Source organism: Embleya sp. NBC_00888 (genome assembly GCF_045207655.1).
Lineage (GTDB): Bacteria > Actinomycetota > Actinomycetes > Streptomycetales > Streptomycetaceae > Embleya.
The window spans coordinates 273,296-288,260 of sequence record NZ_CP108784.1; the positions used below are offsets into that span (position 1 = coordinate 273,296).

13 protein-coding genes are annotated in these 14,965 nt (G+C 69.5%); 8 read left to right on the top strand and 5 right to left on the bottom strand.

Annotation, left to right across the window (positions count from 1 at the left end; translation table 11 throughout):
- Positions 1-260: 260 nt before the first annotated feature.
- From OG948_RS01160 to OG948_RS01195, 8 genes are all read left to right on the top strand, one after another.
- Positions 261-1,424, top strand: coding sequence for a substrate-binding domain-containing protein (locus tag OG948_RS01160; RefSeq protein WP_406293002.1), 1,164 nt, complete (start codon positions 261-263; stop codon positions 1,422-1,424).
- Positions 1,425-2,966 carry a sugar ABC transporter ATP-binding protein gene (locus OG948_RS01165; RefSeq protein ID WP_406293003.1) on the top strand — a complete coding sequence of 514 codons (1,542 nt, stop codon included), beginning with the start codon at positions 1,425-1,427 and terminating at the stop codon, positions 2,964-2,966.
- A complete protein-coding gene (locus OG948_RS01170) occupies positions 2,963-4,018 on the top strand; it encodes an ABC transporter permease (protein WP_406293005.1) in 1,056 nt (351 codons plus the stop codon). Before OG948_RS01165 ends, OG948_RS01170 begins: the two co-directional genes overlap by 4 nt.
- Positions 4,015-5,175, top strand: coding sequence for an acyl-CoA dehydrogenase family protein (locus tag OG948_RS01175; protein WP_406293007.1), 1,161 nt, complete (start codon positions 4,015-4,017; stop codon positions 5,173-5,175). Before OG948_RS01170 ends, OG948_RS01175 begins: the two co-directional genes overlap by 4 nt.
- The gene (locus tag OG948_RS01180; protein ID WP_406293009.1) at positions 5,175-5,978 is read left to right on the top strand and encodes an HpcH/HpaI aldolase/citrate lyase family protein; all 804 of its coding nucleotides are present in this window, start codon (positions 5,175-5,177) and stop codon (positions 5,976-5,978) included. The genes OG948_RS01175 and OG948_RS01180 overlap by 1 nt, the downstream gene beginning before the upstream one ends.
- Positions 5,979-5,995: 17 nt before the next feature.
- Positions 5,996-7,153, top strand: coding sequence for a CaiB/BaiF CoA transferase family protein (locus OG948_RS01185; protein ID WP_406293011.1), 1,158 nt, complete (start codon positions 5,996-5,998; stop codon positions 7,151-7,153).
- Positions 7,150-7,992 carry a mesaconyl-C4 CoA hydratase gene (locus tag OG948_RS01190; protein WP_406293013.1) on the top strand — a complete coding sequence of 281 codons (843 nt, stop codon included), beginning with the start codon at positions 7,150-7,152 and terminating at the stop codon, positions 7,990-7,992. The genes OG948_RS01185 and OG948_RS01190 overlap by 4 nt, the downstream gene beginning before the upstream one ends.
- Positions 7,993-8,321: 329 nt before the next feature.
- Positions 8,322-8,864, top strand: coding sequence for a hypothetical protein (locus OG948_RS01195; RefSeq protein WP_406293015.1), 543 nt, complete (start codon positions 8,322-8,324; stop codon positions 8,862-8,864).
- A 137-nt stretch (positions 8,865-9,001) separates the two neighbouring features.
- On the opposite strand, the gene OG948_RS01200 is transcribed toward OG948_RS01195, so the two are convergent.
- From OG948_RS01200 to OG948_RS01220, 5 genes are all read right to left on the bottom strand, one after another.
- Positions 9,002-10,156 carry a methyltransferase domain-containing protein gene (locus OG948_RS01200; RefSeq protein WP_406293017.1) on the bottom strand — a complete coding sequence of 385 codons (1,155 nt, stop codon included), beginning with the start codon at positions 10,154-10,156 and terminating at the stop codon, positions 9,002-9,004.
- 312 nt (positions 10,157-10,468) lie between these two features.
- Positions 10,469-12,430: a DUF3732 domain-containing protein gene (locus tag OG948_RS01205; RefSeq protein WP_406293018.1), complete on the bottom strand. Its 1,962-nt coding sequence runs from the start codon at positions 12,428-12,430 to the stop codon at positions 10,469-10,471.
- Positions 12,431-12,434: 4 nt separating this feature from the next.
- Positions 12,435-12,920, bottom strand: coding sequence for a three component ABC system middle component (locus tag OG948_RS01210; RefSeq protein ID WP_406293020.1), 486 nt, complete (start codon positions 12,918-12,920; stop codon positions 12,435-12,437).
- A gap of 27 nt (positions 12,921-12,947) precedes the next feature.
- Positions 12,948-14,135, bottom strand: a complete 1,188-nt coding sequence (locus tag OG948_RS01215) for an ABC-three component system protein (protein ID WP_406293022.1) — start codon at positions 14,133-14,135, stop codon at positions 12,948-12,950.
- Between the two features lie 233 nt (positions 14,136-14,368).
- A complete protein-coding gene (locus OG948_RS01220) occupies positions 14,369-14,722 on the bottom strand; it encodes a hypothetical protein (RefSeq protein ID WP_406293024.1) in 354 nt (117 codons plus the stop codon).
- Between the last annotated feature and the right edge of the window lie 243 nt (positions 14,723-14,965).

Sequence of the window (14,965 nt, forward strand, 5' to 3'; positions counted from 1 at the left end):
GCCGTGTGACGCTTCTGCCGCCGTCCTCGGAGGACCCCCGAGGGCAAGGTTCGATGACGACCTTGACCGGTACCAAAGGTGCGCTTACGATACCGAAGACAGTACCCAATGTGGGCTGGGTCACTCGATCCATCGTGATCGTCAGCGCAGTTCCGTAGCCTGCGAGCTGCTCCCCCGAGCGACTCGTGTGGTCATCGAACTGCCGCAGGACGGCGCGGACACCTGGTCCGCGCCGACGTGAAGCTGAGGGAGGAGAAGGTATGACGAGAACTCGCATCGCGGCGGTGTGCGGGGCGCTGCTGGCGCTCACGCTGTCGGCGTGTGGCAGCTCGTCGTCTCACGGTCCCACCGGGTCGACCAGCGACGACGTCATCAAGCAGGCGAAGGCCTCGACGGAGCAGGCGTTCGCAGGCACCGATCGTGCCCTGCCGACCGGCGGTCCCAAGGCGCAGGCCGGCAAGACCGTGTGGGCGCTCGCCTGCAGCACCCAGGCGGCCGGCTGCGTTGTGCCGGCCCAAGGATTCGTCGACGCCTCGAAGGCGCTCGGGTGGGACGTCAAGCTGGTCGACGGGAAGGCTGACCCGGCGGTCTACAACTCCCAACTGCGGGCCGCTGCGGCTGCGCACGTCGATGCCGTTGCCTTGTTCGGCGTCGATTGCTCCGTGGTCAAGGCCTCGATTGAGGTGGTGCATACAGCCGGCGTCAAGGTCTACGGCGGCAACGCGCTCGACTGCGACGACAAGTCCAGCAACGGTGGCAAGCCCCTGTTCGACGAGCACCTGCGGTTCAACCAGAGCCTGATCTCGTACGAGGACTACATGAGCACCTTCGTCGGCCCCACGATCGCCGACTGGGCCATTGCCAAGACCGACGGCACGGCGGAGGTCATCCTGATGCGCCAGGACGACAATGCCACCCTCCGGATGGTCGGAGACGCCCAGGCCGGCCGCCTCGCCAAGTGCGACGGATGCGTGGTCCATGAGGTGACGTTCACTTCCGTTGACCTGTTCGGCGGGAAGCTGCAGGGCAAGGCCGCCGCCGCGCTCCAGCAATTCCCGAACGCGGACGTCGTCATGGTTCCCGCCGACTCGGCGATCACCCTCGGAGTGGGGGCGGCTGTCAACCAAGCGCGCCAGGGCGGGCGTAAGGACCTGCTGCTCGCGGGCAACGAGGGTGTTGCCTCGTCGATCACCCTGATTCGCAACGGGACGCAGTCCTACGCGGTCGGCCGGCCGCTCACCTGGACCGGCTGGGCTGCGGCGGACGGCCTGAACCGGCTCTTCGCCGGCGAAAAGCCGGTCGATTCGGGCATGGGCATCGGCAGCATGGACGCCGAGCACCTCCCCCGCGGCGACGTGTACGACGGCAACCCGGCATCGTCGGGCTACCGAGAGAACTACAAGAAGATCTGGGGAGTGGCCTGAGTGGTCGACGCCACCTCCGGGAGACGGGCGAGCGCTTTGGGGATCGCCCGCCTCTCCAAGAGCTTCCCCGGCACGCGAGCCCTCGCGGACGTGAGCCTCTCGGTCGACCCCGGCCACTTCCACGCACTCGTAGGCGGCAACGGCTCAGGAAAGTCCACGCTCATCAAGATCCTCGCCGGCGTCTACAGCGCCGACCGGGGTGGGTCGCTCCACCTGGGTGACGCGAGCTTCGACGTCGAGCAACTGACGCCGCGCTGGTCCCGGGAGGCAGGCATCAGGTTCGTCCACCAGGACCTCGGCCTGTTCCCGGAGCTGACCGTGACAGAGAACGTCCTCGCCGGCAGTCCGTTCCCCCGACGGCTCGGCGGCATCGACTGGTCCGAGGCACGCCGATCGGTCCAACGACTGCTGGACGCGCTCGAGATCCCTGTCCGCGCGCGGTCTCTCGTGCGTGACCTGCGACCTGCCGACCAGACGCTCATCGCGGTGGCGCGCTGCCTGCGCGACCGCGACTCCGGCGGCGTCGGTTTGCTCGTCCTGGACGAGCCGACGACGCGCCTGCCCGCCGACGAGGTGGACGGCCTGCTTCAGCGGCTGAGTGCCTACAGCAGTCGGGGCCAGAGCATCCTCTACGTCACGCACCGGCTCGACGAGGTTCTCGGCTACGCCGACACCGTGACGGTGCTGCGCGACGGCCGCCACGTCGACACCCGCCCCGCGGCCCAGCACGATCGCGAGAGTCTGGTGGCGCACATAGCAGGACACGCGCCCGCGGAGCGACAGCGCCGGCCGCGGACTTCCTTCGGACCAGCCGTGCTCTCGGTCGAAGGCCTGCGGGGTGGTCCCCTGGAGAACGTCACCTTCGATATCCGCGCCGGGGAGGTCGTGGCCCTGGCCGGGTTGGTCGGCAGCGGCCGGACCAGCGTGATGCAGAACGTCATGGGAGCGGTCAAGCCGCGGGGAGGCTCGGTCTCAGTGAGCGGCCGACGGCTCCGGTCCGGGCACGTCGCCGAGGCGATCTCGCGTGGCCTCGCGCTCGTCCCCGAGGAGCGGGCGCGCGACGGTGCGTTCCTGTCCCTGTCGGTGACCGAGAACCTCTCGGCGTCGACGATCCGTCGGTACCGGCGCGGCGGCTGGTTGCGACGCACCGACGAGCGCAGGGATGCCGAGCGCGACATCGACACTTACGGCATCAAGGGAACGGCGGACGCACCGATCGCTCGGTTGTCGGGCGGAAACCAGCAGAAGGCCGTGCTGGCGCGGGCGATGAGGTCCGCCCCGGTCGTCCTCCTCCTGGACGAGCCGACGCAGGGGGTCGACGTCGGTGCACGGGCCGACATCTACGCCCGGATCGACGCAGCCGTCGCCGGCGGTGCGGGAGTGCTCCTTGCGACGTCCGACCTCGATGAGTTGCTCCATCTCGCCGACCGGGTGCTCGTGCTTGCCGACGGCCGCATCACAAGCGAGGCATCGGGGCCGGATATCACCCGCACATGGATCTTCGACAACGTCTACCAGCACGAAAAGGAGGCATCGACATGACATCCCAGGACGTCCGTACCACCCTCGAGATGCCGACCGAGAAGCCACCCGCCGAGGACAACGCCGTGACGACGACGAATGGATGGCGCCCGTCGCTCCTGCGCCTGACCGAGCGTTTTGGACTCGTGATGCTGCTGCTGGGCGTCGCGATCTACTTCACCGTCGATCCTGCCACGTCGGCGACGTTCCCCACGGTGTCGAATCTCCGCAACATCGTGGCCAACGAGTCGGTGCTGATCCTGACGGCGCTCGCCGCCCTGATCCCCTTGGTGGCGCATCGCTTCGACCTCTCGGTAGGAGCGATCGTGGCACTGACGTCGATCGCCGCGGCCAAGGCGACCACCTCGATGGAGCTGCCGATCCTCGTCGGCGTGGTCATCGCCGTGGCGATCGGTGCGCTGGTCGGGCTGGCGAACGGGATCCTCATCGCGTACTTCCGGGCCAACTCGCTCGTCATCACCCTCGGCATGGCCACCCTGCTCGGGGGCGTGGCGTCCGCGTGGTCCGGCCATCAGACCATCGTCGGCGTCCCCGTGACCCTCACGAACTTCGGCAACGGCCTGTGGTTCGGCGTCCCGCGGCCGGTGTACCTCGTCATCGTGGCCGCACTGGCGGTGTCCTTCCTCCTCGGGCTGACGCTCTTCGGGCGGCGTCTGTTGTCGGTGGGCGTCAACGAGACGGCGGCCCACCTCGTGGGCCTGCCGGTCCAGCGCACGGTCGCCCTGGCCTTCGTCGCCTCGGGCGCGCTTGCCGGTCTTGCGGGTGCCCTGCTCCTCGCCCGGACCGGGAGCGCGGCCTCCGGGGTCGGGGTGGGCTACCTGCTTCCGGCGCTCGCTGCGATCTTCCTGGGGTCGACCACCATCCGCCCGGGGCGCTATACCGTCGCGGGCACTCTCGTCGGCGTGTTCTTCGTCGCCATCAGCATCAACGGCTTGACCCTCGCAGGAGCGGCCGACTGGGTCGAGCCCGCGTTCAACGGCGCCGCCGTCATCGTCGCGGTAGCGGTCTCCTCGCTGCTGACCCACCGTCGCCTGACGGGTGCATCGCGATGATCGCCTCATACGAGCTCGACGCGGAGGAGACCGCGATCGTCGCCGTGGTCCGCAACTGGGTCGACCGCAAGGTCAAACCCGTGGTCCAGGAGCTGGAGCACGCCGACACCTACCCCGAGAAGCTCATCGACCAGATGAAGCAGATGGGCATCTACGGCCTGGCCATCCCCGAGCCGTGGAACGACGCCGCGGTGAGCACGCCGTGCTACGCCGCGGTCACCGAGGAGCTCGCCCGCGGATGGATGAGCCTCGCCGGTGCGATGGGCGGCCACAGCGTCGTGGCGAAGCTCCTGATCGACCACGGCACACAGGAGCAGAAGGACCACTACCTGCCACGCATGGCGACCGGTGAGATCCGCGCAACGATGGCGCTGACCGAGCCGGGAGGGGGTTCTGACCTGCAGGCCATGCGCACGACGGCCCGCAAGGAGGGCGACGACTACGTCGTCAACGGCTCCAAGACCTGGATCACGAACGCGCGGCGCTCCCAGCTCGTGGCGCTCCTGTGTCGCACAGACCCGGACGCGGAGCCCGTGCACCGGGGCATCAGCATCCTGCTGGTCGAAAAGGGTCCGGGCTTCGAGGTCTCCCGTGATCTGCCGAAGCTCGGCTACAAGGGAGTCGAGAGCTGCGAGCTCTCCTTCGACGGATACCGCACCCGGCAGAGCAGCCTGCTCGGGATCCAGGAGGGCCAAGGGTTCGCGCAGATGATGCGTGGTCTCGAGATCGGTCGCATCCAGGTCGCCTCGCGTGCGCTGGGCGTCGGCGCCGCAGCCCTCGAGGACGCGCTGCGCTACAGCCAGCAGCGCGAGAGCTTCGGCAAGCAAATCTGGGAGCACCAGTCGATCGGCAACTACCTGGCCGACATGGCCACACAGCTGACCGCAGCCCGTCAGCTCGTGCAGTACGCAGCGCGGCGCTTCGACTCCGGTGAGCGCTCCGACATGGAGGCCGGCATGGCCAAGCTCTTCGCATCCGAGGTGGCCATGAAGATCGCCCTCGACGCGGTGCGCATCCACGGCGGTTACGGCTACTCCACCGAGTACGACGTGGAACGGTACTTCCGCGACGCGCCGCTCATGATCGTCGGCGAGGGTACCAACGAGATCCAGAAGAACGTCATCGCCCGCCAACTCGTCAAACGGAACCCGGCCTGATGGGCGCGAGCAACTGCACTTGGTTGTTCGTCCCCGCCACGACCCCACAGCGGTTCGCCGGCGCCGCCGCCTCGGGTGCCGACACCGTGATCCTCGACCTCGAGGACGCCGTCGGTGTCGATGCCAAGGACTCGGCCCGTGGGTCGGCTGCGGCGTGGCTCGCGAACGGAGGCCGGGCCTGGGTGCGGGTCAACGCGACCGGCACGCCATGGCACGACGACGACGTCGCGGCACTCGCCGGGCTGCCCGGCGTGCTGGGTCTCGTGGTGCCGAAGGCCGAGGACCCGGTGGCGCTCACGGAGCTGGCCGGACGCCTGCCGGCCGGGCGGGGTTTGGTCGCGCTCGTGGAGTCCGCACTGGGCGTCCACCGGTCCGTGGAGATTGCCGAGGCCCCCGGCGTGGAGCGGCTGGCGTTCGGCTCGCTCGACTTCGCGGTCGACGTGCGGGCCGAGCACGTCGACGACGCGCTGCTGCAGGCGCGCAGCACCCTCGTGCTCGCCTCCCGCGTCGCGGGGCTGCCCGCACCGATCGACGGCGTCACGACCTCGGTCTGCGACACCGACCTCGTCGCCGCAGAGGCCCGACGGTCCCGCGCGCTCGGGTTCGGCGGGAAGCTCTGCATCCATCCTGCCCAACTGGAGGCGGTGGCGCGGGTGTTCGCGCCGACCGCAGAGCAGCTGGCGTGGGCTCGCGGCGTCGTCGAGGCAGCCGCGGCCGCAGGTGGAGGCGTGGTCGCCGGTCCCGATGGTCACATGATCGACAAGCCCGTGATCGATCGCGCACGCGCGATCCTGCGGGACTGAGCAGGAGGGGATCCCGCATGCTTCCTCTGGAGGGACTCACCGTCGTGTCGCTCGAGCAGGCCGTGGCCGCACCGTTCGCGACCCGGCATCTCGCCGACCTCGGCGCCCGCGTCATCAAGGTCGAGCGACCCGGCGCGGGCGACTTCGCCCGCGGCTACGACCGCACCGTGCACGGAGACTCCAGCTACTTCGTGTGGCTCAACCGCGGCAAGGAGTCGATCGAGCTCGACATCAAGGCGCCCGAGGACCGCGCTGTGCTCGACGCAATGATCGCCTCGGCCGACGTCGTCGTGCAAAACCTTGTGCCCGGTGCCGTGGAACGTCTCGGCCTGGACGCGGCGAGCCTCCGAGCACAGCGCCCGGAGCTGATCCACTGCTCGATCTCGGGGTACGGCACCGCGGGACCGTACCGGAGCAAGAAGGCCTACGACCTGTTGGTGCAGTGCGAGACCGGGCTGCTGATTGCCACAGGAACGCCCGACACCCCCAGCAAGGTCGGCACTTCGGTCGCCGACATCGCTACGGGGATGTACGCGTACTCCGGCGTTCTCGCCGCACTGCTGCAGCGCGCGACGCAAGGAACCGGCGCCACGATCGAGGTCGCAATGATCGATGCGCTGGGCGAGTGGATGAGCCAGCCCGCCTATCACGCGGTGCACGGAGGCGCCGAGACGCGTCGCACCGGCGCGAAGCACGCCTCGATCGCACCGTACGGCCCCTACCCCGCCGCCGATGGAAACCTCGTGTTCGTCGGGGTCCAGAACGACCGCGAGTGGGCGAGGTTCTGCGCCGATGTCCTGCACCGGCCGGAGCTCGTCACGGACCCGAGGTTCGTCGGCAATCCCGAGCGCGTGGAGAACGACGAGCAGATCACTCCGGTCATCGCCGAGACGTTCGCCGGTATCGATGCCGAGGAGATCGTCGCGCGCCTCGACGCGGCGGGCATCGCCTGCGCGCGCTTGCGGGCACCCTCCGAGCTCATGGCCCACCCACAACTCCAGGCTCGCGACCGATGGCGCGAGGTTCGGACCCCGGGTGGCGTGATTTCCGCGATGCTGCCGCCGGTGTCCATGGACGGTCAGGAGTCACGCATGGGTGACGTCCCACGCCTTGGTGAGCACAACGCGGCGCTACGCGCCGAGTTCGCAACCGGATGTACCGAGGTCTCCGCGTGAGCGAGCACCCGACCCACATAGAGCGCCGCGAGGTGCTCCGGCCAGAGCCCGCGCTCGCGCTGACCCGCCTGCTGGAGGTTGGTGAGCCCGACTTCGATCGCGACGGTCTGCCGCTGCTGTGGCACTGGCTGTACCTCCTTGAGCGGCCGGCCCAGGCCGATCTCGGCACCGACGGCCACCCCGTCAGCGGCGTGATTCCAGCGCCGCCGGAGCCGGGGCGGCGTCGCATGTGGGCAGGCGGACGGGCCACGAGCCTGGCGCCGCTGCGCCTCGGCGTCCTGACGACCCGGCGCACCGAGATCGTGTCGTCGACCGACAAGGACGGCCGCAGCGGACGGCTGACCTTCGTCGTGGTCCGCCACACGATCGAGCAGGATGACTCACCCGTCGTGGTGGAGGAGCAGGACATCGTCTACCGCGACGCCGTGGCGCCGGGGGCCTCGGCGCCGGTCGAACAGGTCGAGGACATCGGACTGGAGCCAGGGGAGTGGCGTCTGCTGATCGATCCGGCGCTGCTGTTCCGGTTCTCCGCCCTGACCTACAACGCTCATCGCATCCATTACGACCGTGACTACGCGCGCGAGGTGGAGGGGTACGCCGGGCTTGTGACGCACGGTCCGCTGCAGGCGATCGCGATGGCCGAGGCCGCGCGCGAGCGGGGAGCGGACCGACGGGTCTCGATCGACTACCGACTGGTGTCCCCGCTGTTGGACCACCAGGGGCTGGTGGTCTCGGCGATCGCCGATGGTGCGAGCTGGCACACGGGCGCGCGTGACCTTTCCGGCCGCGCGACAGCTCGCGGGCGAGTCACTCGAGGCGGGCTCGTGCAACCCTCCTGACCCCTCGACGCGCCCGGGCATCCGAGGAGATGGCACTGGGTCGGCGGCGACCTGACCGATCTGGCGATCGAGAGCTGCCGCCGCAACCTCGGCCTCGAACTGCCCCCGGCGTCGCCAAGGGCGCTGTACCGGGCCGGACATCCGATCCGCTTTGCCGCCGGTTGACGGCTGAGGCACACCGTCCGCATCGGTTGCAGGTTCGGTGCGCCGAGGCGCGGCCGTCCCGGCCTTGCCGACACTCGATCGTCGCTGGCCCCTCCGGGTGAACGAGCGCTTCGACGCGGCAGAATTCAGACGCCGGCCGGGGCACCGACCCTAGCCTGCGGGACATGGACCCCACCCCGATGCCCGACGCGCTGCGTCGGGTGATTCTGCAACGCGCCTCGGAAGCGATCGTCGACATCCGGGACGTGCTTCGTTACGGCGAACCGAACGTCACCCGCGACGCGAGAAGAATGACGTTGTATCGGGCCACCGACGCGGCGGACATCATGAACGAGATCGCCCTCCTGATCGCCGCGTTGTGGCAGACGGAAGGAGCCTCCGAATCGACGCTGCAGAGATATCTGCAAACCGATCAACAACGCGACCGCGGACCGGGCCCCCAGGCGCAGGACCGGGCGGAGCTCGCGGCCCTGTTGGCGCCGTCCGAGGACGCGGTCGACGACCCGAGCCTGCGTGTGTTGCGTGTGATGGCGGACGCGGCGGCGGACGGCCCGCGGCATCTGTCGACCCTGGCGTGCGTGTACGGCCTGCACGCCCGGCTCCACGACGATGTCGAGGCCCTCGACGACTACCTGCCGCCGCAGGTGGCGGCCATGGCCCGCAAGGTGGCCGAGGTCCTCGAGGAGCCCCGACCTGCGGTCGTGTGACACCACCCCTGTTGGGCAACGGCACGCGGACGTCCGCGCTTTCGGATGGTTTCGGGGTGGGCGACCGCCGGTCGACGGTCGCCCACCCCGGCCGATCCGCGCCGTCCACGGCGAGTCGCTTTCGGCGGGCCGGCCGGTCAGTGGGCGGTCGGTGCCGGTGTGGGGATCGGCCACCGGTGACCGCCGGCGGCCTCGCCCGCCCAGAGGTACTGCTCTTCGGCGGTGATCGTGATGCCGTGGTCCCAGCGGCGGATCCGGCCCGCGCGCTCCCATGCGTCCCAGGCGGCCTCGATCTCGTCGATCAGGCGCCGCGCTCCGCCCTGCCCCGCGCGGACCCGGCCGTCGGGCAACGTGGTCGCCACCGCCCACGATCCGGCGCCGTCGTGGACCCACACGTTCACACCGTCCTCGTCGGTGTCGGTGGCGTACACGACATCGGGGAGCGCCACGCGCAACGCCCAGAGCAGATCGCGGTCCGTGTGCAACGGCGCCACGTCCCGCGCGAGCAGGCGTTCGTCCTCCGCGGCACGTTGCGCCCGGACCTCGTCGAACTCCGGGACCACAGCGACGTCGCGGGCCGGCATGAACTGGGCCAGGCCCTGCAACCACCCCGTCGCCGAGCGGCCGTCCTTTGCGACCGTCACCGCGAAATGCCCCAACCGGCCCCAGGGGAACACCAGATCCCCACCCGGGCGCAGCTGCTCGATCCACGTCCAGGGGACGTGGTCGACGGCGTAGGTGGCGATCACGCGGTCGTACGGGGCGGTTTCGGGCCGGCCGAGGGCGCCGTCATCGAGGACGACCGTGACCGTCTCGGCGAGGCCCGCGCGGGTCAGGGTGTCTCGGGCGCTCGCGGCGAGGTCGGGGGCGGTCTCCACCGTGGTGACGCGGCCGGTGGGACCGACGCGGTGCGCGAGGAGTGCGGCGCTCCAGCCGGTACCCGCACCCAGTTCCAGGACCCGGTGGCCGAGTTCGACGTCGAGTACGTCGAGCATGCCCGCCACCACCGACGTGCACGACAGACTCGACGACGGGCGGCCGGCGGTGATCTCGGTGATCGCCGCGTCGTAAGGGCCGGCGTACACCAGGCGTACCCACGCCTGCGGATCCGTGCCGCGGTCGACGGGCACGTACGCGTGCCCGTCCCAGTCCCACAGGCGCTCCGGCGCGAACACGTGGCGTGGGTGCGCCTCGACGGCGTCGCGCACCCACGGCGCGTGCCTGGGCCACGCCCGGTGGGTGTCCATCGCCTCCAGAGCGCGGCGACGTTGCCTGTCGAGGTCGTCGGTCACGGCTTCGGTTTCCGGTGTTGGCCGTCCGGCTCCGGCTCCTCCGGGACCTGACCGTCCTTGTTCCCCGGCGGCGGCCTGCCCTTCGACGGGTCCGGATCCGGCTTGTTGTGCTCGCCCACGCCCCGCCCCTTTCCCTCACGTCACGGTGCGAAGTTCCATGATGACGCGCCGTCGGCCGGGGAGGGAACCTTTCCCGGAGGTTCGGCCGCTGCCGACGCCACCGAACCCGACGCAGCACTCCCTACACCCGCTCACTTCCCGTGTTTCCACCAAGGATTCGGGCCCGAGCTGGTCACATCGACCGGACGGGTCCTAGCCGTTGCTGGCGGCTTCGTCGATCCATTCCTGAGGGATCAGCTTCTCGCCATGGCGCCAGTTGTGGACGACGGATTCTTGGAACCAGTCTTCGGCCAGGTTGGCGTGGTCGCAGACGATGATCTGCATGTCGGGGGCGAGTTCGCGCGCGACGTCGTGGATGAGGCGGAAGAGTCTGCTGACTGCTTCGCGGTCGGTGTCGTCGCTGGGGGCGCCGGAACGCTGGTCCACTTCGGAGCGGTACCAGACCTGGGTGGGCTGGTCGAGCATCAGGATCCGTGGGACCGGGCGATGTTGGCGGACGAAGTAGCGGTGCAAGGCGAGATGGGCGACCAGGTGGTAGCCGACCCAGTTTTCCCCGCTGCCGATGCGGAAGAGGGGCGCCGGCCCTTGTTCGGTGTCGGCGACCACCGTGAGGCGACTGAGGTCCAGGCGCACGCTGCTGTCGCCGTGCTCGAGTTCCAGCCGGTTGGACCACGCGGTCATGTCCTGGCTGATGGCGACCAGGCGTGAGGTCACCTGTTCTCGCTCTTCAGCGGGGTCGAGTTCGGCCTCCAGTGTGCGGACGTGGACGAGCGCGAACTCGAACAGTTGCCCCAGGCGGTGCAGTTCCGCGTTCGCTGTCGAAGGAAGCGTGGCGAGGGTTGCGTGGATGCGGCCGCGGGTGAAGTCGTGACGCGAGTCCTGCGGAAGCTGGTCGCCTGCGGTGGTCGCCGCTGTGATGGCGCGCAGCGCTGCCTCGACGTCGCGGAGTTCGGTACGCAGGGCGGTGCTGCGTTCGTCCAGGTCGGTGAGGGCGGAGCGGCGCGCCGGGCGCGCGGCGTCGATGTCCTGTAGTTGATCGCTCAAGTGGCGCAGGCTCTGGTCGAGTTCGGTGACCGAGGGGTCCGGGTGGGTGAGATGGTTGCCGCAGAGCGCGCATGTGGTGGTGGCGTCGTTGCCGTCGGGGGTGAGTGCAAGCAGGTTCAGGCTGGTCAGGCGCGCGGCTTGGGTACGGACTGCGCCTTCGTAGCCGACTTCGCTGGATTCCTGTTGGAGGAGGATCTCGCGTTCGGCCGCGGTGGCCCTGAGTTGATTGCGCAAAGAATCGCGCCGCTGCTCCAGCTCGTGGTTGCGGGTGGCGGTTTCGCGGTCGGAGCCGACGTCGCTGGTGGGCGCTGTGGGGGCGATGGCCGCCTGTAGGGCGGCGACTGCGGTGGGCCTGTCCGGCTCCTCCAACCTGTCGACGAGGCCGAGCGCGTAGGCCTCGCGCCAGAGCACCGACAGGGTCACGCCCGACTGTTTGTCTGCGTCCATCGCGCGCCGGTATGCGGTCTCGGCGTTCTTCAGTTCTCGTTTGGCGGCGCTCAGTTGGGCGCGTCGCAGGGCCTGGTCGCGGGGAACGGCGCCGAGGAAGTAGGGGATGGTGTCCTTGAGGGTTTGCGCCATGCCCTGCTCACCCTGTCGGTGGAACAAGAGGTTTCGGTCGGCGATCTCGCTCTGCCGCTGCAGGCACAGCATCGTGGCGTGACCGAGGTGGGCCTCGACGTTGTGGCGCGCCGACCCGGCCGGGGGTTCGTGCAGGTTCTCCTCGATACCGATTCTGCGGCCGAGTTGCTCTCGGACCGCGTCGGAGTCCAGGTTGGCCTCGAGTTCGGTGTAAGGGAGGGGCGCCAGGTTCGAGCCGAAGCGGAGCATTGCCCGCTGGGTCGAGCTCTTGCCGGGAAGGGGCGCGGGGCGTGCGACGAAGGCCTGCCCGCCGTTGAGGTCGAGAACGGCCGCGTACCAGGCGACGGTCCGGGTGATCGGGCCGATGGGCATCTGAAGGCTGTCGCGGCCCAGGCAGTATTCCAGGATGTCCAGGAGGGCGCTCTTGCCGGTCTTGGACTCGCCGGTGACCACGTTGAGCGAACCCGGCTTGAACTCCAGGACCCGCTGGGCGCCCGTGGTGCTGTAGAGGATGATCGCGAGCAGCTGCACCGAATCAGGGTGCCACGCCCAGCAGCGCGAGGACAGTTGCCGGGCTGTCGGTCTTCGAGAGCCAGCGGCCGACCAGGTTGGCCTTGCGCAGGATCAGATCCAGCTCTCGGGGGCTGCGAAAGCCCTTGGGCCGTCGGCGGGGAACGGCGGCGAGCCGGTCCTCCTCCAGGCGGAGGATTCCGTGGGCGAGGCCGAAGCGCAGGCCGGCGCGCACGGGTTCGACCAAACCGACCGCGCGTTGGGGCAGGCCCGCACGCAGTACCGGATTCCGCGACACCCAGGTGGCCAGGTGCGTCGCGGTGGACGCCGGCAGTGCTTCGCGGGTGCCGCGGTGCAGCACCATCGGCGCGGCGACGAACGACAGTACCCACGGCACGCCCGTGCCGGCCTCTTTCGCGTGTCCGTCGGCGGTGGTGGCAAGCACCGCGGCGATGAGCGCGGGGTTGAGCATCGTCGCGACGACGGACGGCCGCTCGCTCCACGTCGTCACGATGTCTCCTCGTGGTCCGGGCGGCGTTCAGGCATGGACGTGCAACAGCTGCTCGATCCGGTCCTTGAAGTCGGCATGCCAGCCGATCCTGCCGGAGTCCGCCAGCGCGTGCCGGTGGCCGCGGGCGAAGAACGGGTCGTTGTAGCGGGATCGCACGGTGATCCCCGTCTGCGCGAGCAGAGTACGCAGGAGCGCCTTGCCCGCGTCCTGCTTGGCCTTCTCGTCGGTGTCGGAGTCCAGGCCGTCGAGCATCCACTCGAACTCGCGCTCCCACTCGTCGATCAACTCGGCTTCGAATCGGCTCAGTTCGGAAACCCCGATGAGGTCCTCGTCGACCCACTGCACGGCCTGGGTGTATGCGCGGTAGTAGTCGACGATCGCCTTCTGTAGGTTCCGTGGGGGGTAGGCCACCCACTCCATCTGCTGGACGAACGGTCGGCCGCGGTACCGGGCGCCGATCGAGTCCTCGTCGACGTCGGCGAGATGGACGAGAGTGGGCACGTTCTCGCGGGTGAACCGGTCACGGATCTCGGCGATGGCAGCCTGCGCGGCACCCACGTCCAGGCCGCCCAGGCGGCCTTGCAGCAGCGCCAGGGACTGCTCGTCCCACCACTTCCACACCATCGCGAGGAACATCTCCTCGTGGCCGGTGGGCAGCGTCCACTGCAACGCCGCACGCACCGCCTGGTGCACGTCCTCGGCGTGCGGCGACCCGTCGGCCACCCGGATGCGATGCAGCAGGGTCCGGCGCTCCGACGGGGCCAGAGCGAGGAATTGGCGGCGGGTGTCACGCGTGTCCTTGGCCCCCTCCTCGTCGGCCGTCTCCTCCAGGATCCTCAAGGCCTGCACCTCGTCTCGGTCCACCGAACGCAAGAGCGACATCGCGCTTCCGGTGGCGGCGACTTGCGTGGTGACCAGGATCAGATCGGGGCCGTTCGGGTCGCCGGGATTGGCCGTATCCAGCCACACCTGGACCGTCTTCCACACGTCCATGGCCCGATCGGTGAGCCGGCGAGTGCTCAGCTGGTGGTGCTTGACCTGCAACAGCTCGGTCGGGGTTCCCGCACGGTCCCAGGCGATGTCGTCGTACAACTCCAGGGTGAGAGCCGAGTCAGGTCGCTGCGGGCCGGCCCGCAGCAATTCGACCAGCGCCCACCAGGTCTGATGCTGGTAGCCGACGGCATTGGGGGCGGCATCGTGGGAACCCTTGGCCATCGCTCGAGTCTCCACCGGAGCAAACGATCACGTCCAGACGACAAACCGGACTCCGCCTTTCGCAAATGTGTTCGCGACGACATGGTCCGCGTGGCGGACACTTCCCTGTGGGAGTGGTGCCGGCGATGCTCCGGCTGCAGGAAACGTTTCGGGCGGACAGGCGGGAGTGCCCGCTGGGACCATGGGTCCCAGCGGGCACTGAGTCTTCTCTCGGCGCGAACCTGCGGCGCCGTCTACCGCATCTGCGCGGCGACCGCGATGGCCGCCGACACGATTGCCGAGGCACCGACGATCAGGTGCCACAATCGCCCGAGCCGTCGGTGCTGCCGACACGCCGGCGCCGCGTGGATCGACGACCATGGTTCGGAGGGTATGCCGAGCCCGTGGTCCGCGGCGTGCGGAGCGTGGATCGTCACGAACGCGTTGTCGCCGGTGTGGATGTGGTACTGCGCGGCAACGGGCTCGGGGTGTGCGGGTACCTCGGTGACGTGCGCGAAGCAGGTGAACCGGCATGGGCCCTGTTCGTCGACCGGTGGGTTGTGTTGCGGGCCGAGTCGGCCGGTGTTCGTGGGGATGATTTCGTGCACGGCGGGGTCCTTCCACTGTCCCGGTGCCGCCGACCGGCATCGGGTGAGGAACACATCCGGCCACCCGCCGGTGATGTTCGGCGATCGGCCTCCCACGCCGAACGGGGCCTCTACGCTGGTCGGACCGGATCACGAGCCGTTCGGCGAACCGTTCGGCGCCGAACATCTCTGGGGGTGGGATGGCGCCCGAGTCACGATCGGCGCGTGCGGAACTCGCGCGGGCATTGCGGGCTCTCAACGAGG

What these genes read in the sequence shown, in the direction of transcription:
- OG948_RS01160 (WP_406293002.1), top strand. Translation starts at nt 261, where the DNA reads ATGACGAGAACTCGCATCGCGGCGGTGTGCGGGGCGCTGCTGGCGCTC.
- OG948_RS01170 (WP_406293005.1), top strand. Translation starts at nt 2,963, where the DNA reads ATGACATCCCAGGACGTCCGTACCACCCTCGAGATGCCGACCGAGAAG.
- OG948_RS01175 (WP_406293007.1), top strand. Translation starts at nt 4,015, where the DNA reads ATGATCGCCTCATACGAGCTCGACGCGGAGGAGACCGCGATCGTCGCC.
- OG948_RS01180 (WP_406293009.1), top strand. Translation starts at nt 5,175, where the DNA reads ATGGGCGCGAGCAACTGCACTTGGTTGTTCGTCCCCGCCACGACCCCA.
- OG948_RS01185 (WP_406293011.1), top strand. Translation starts at nt 5,996, where the DNA reads ATGCTTCCTCTGGAGGGACTCACCGTCGTGTCGCTCGAGCAGGCCGTG.
- OG948_RS01195 (WP_406293015.1), top strand. Translation starts at nt 8,322, where the DNA reads ATGGACCCCACCCCGATGCCCGACGCGCTGCGTCGGGTGATTCTGCAA.
- OG948_RS01215 (WP_406293022.1), bottom strand. Translation starts at nt 14,135, where the DNA reads ATGGCCAAGGGTTCCCACGATGCCGCCCCCAATGCCGTCGGCTACCAG.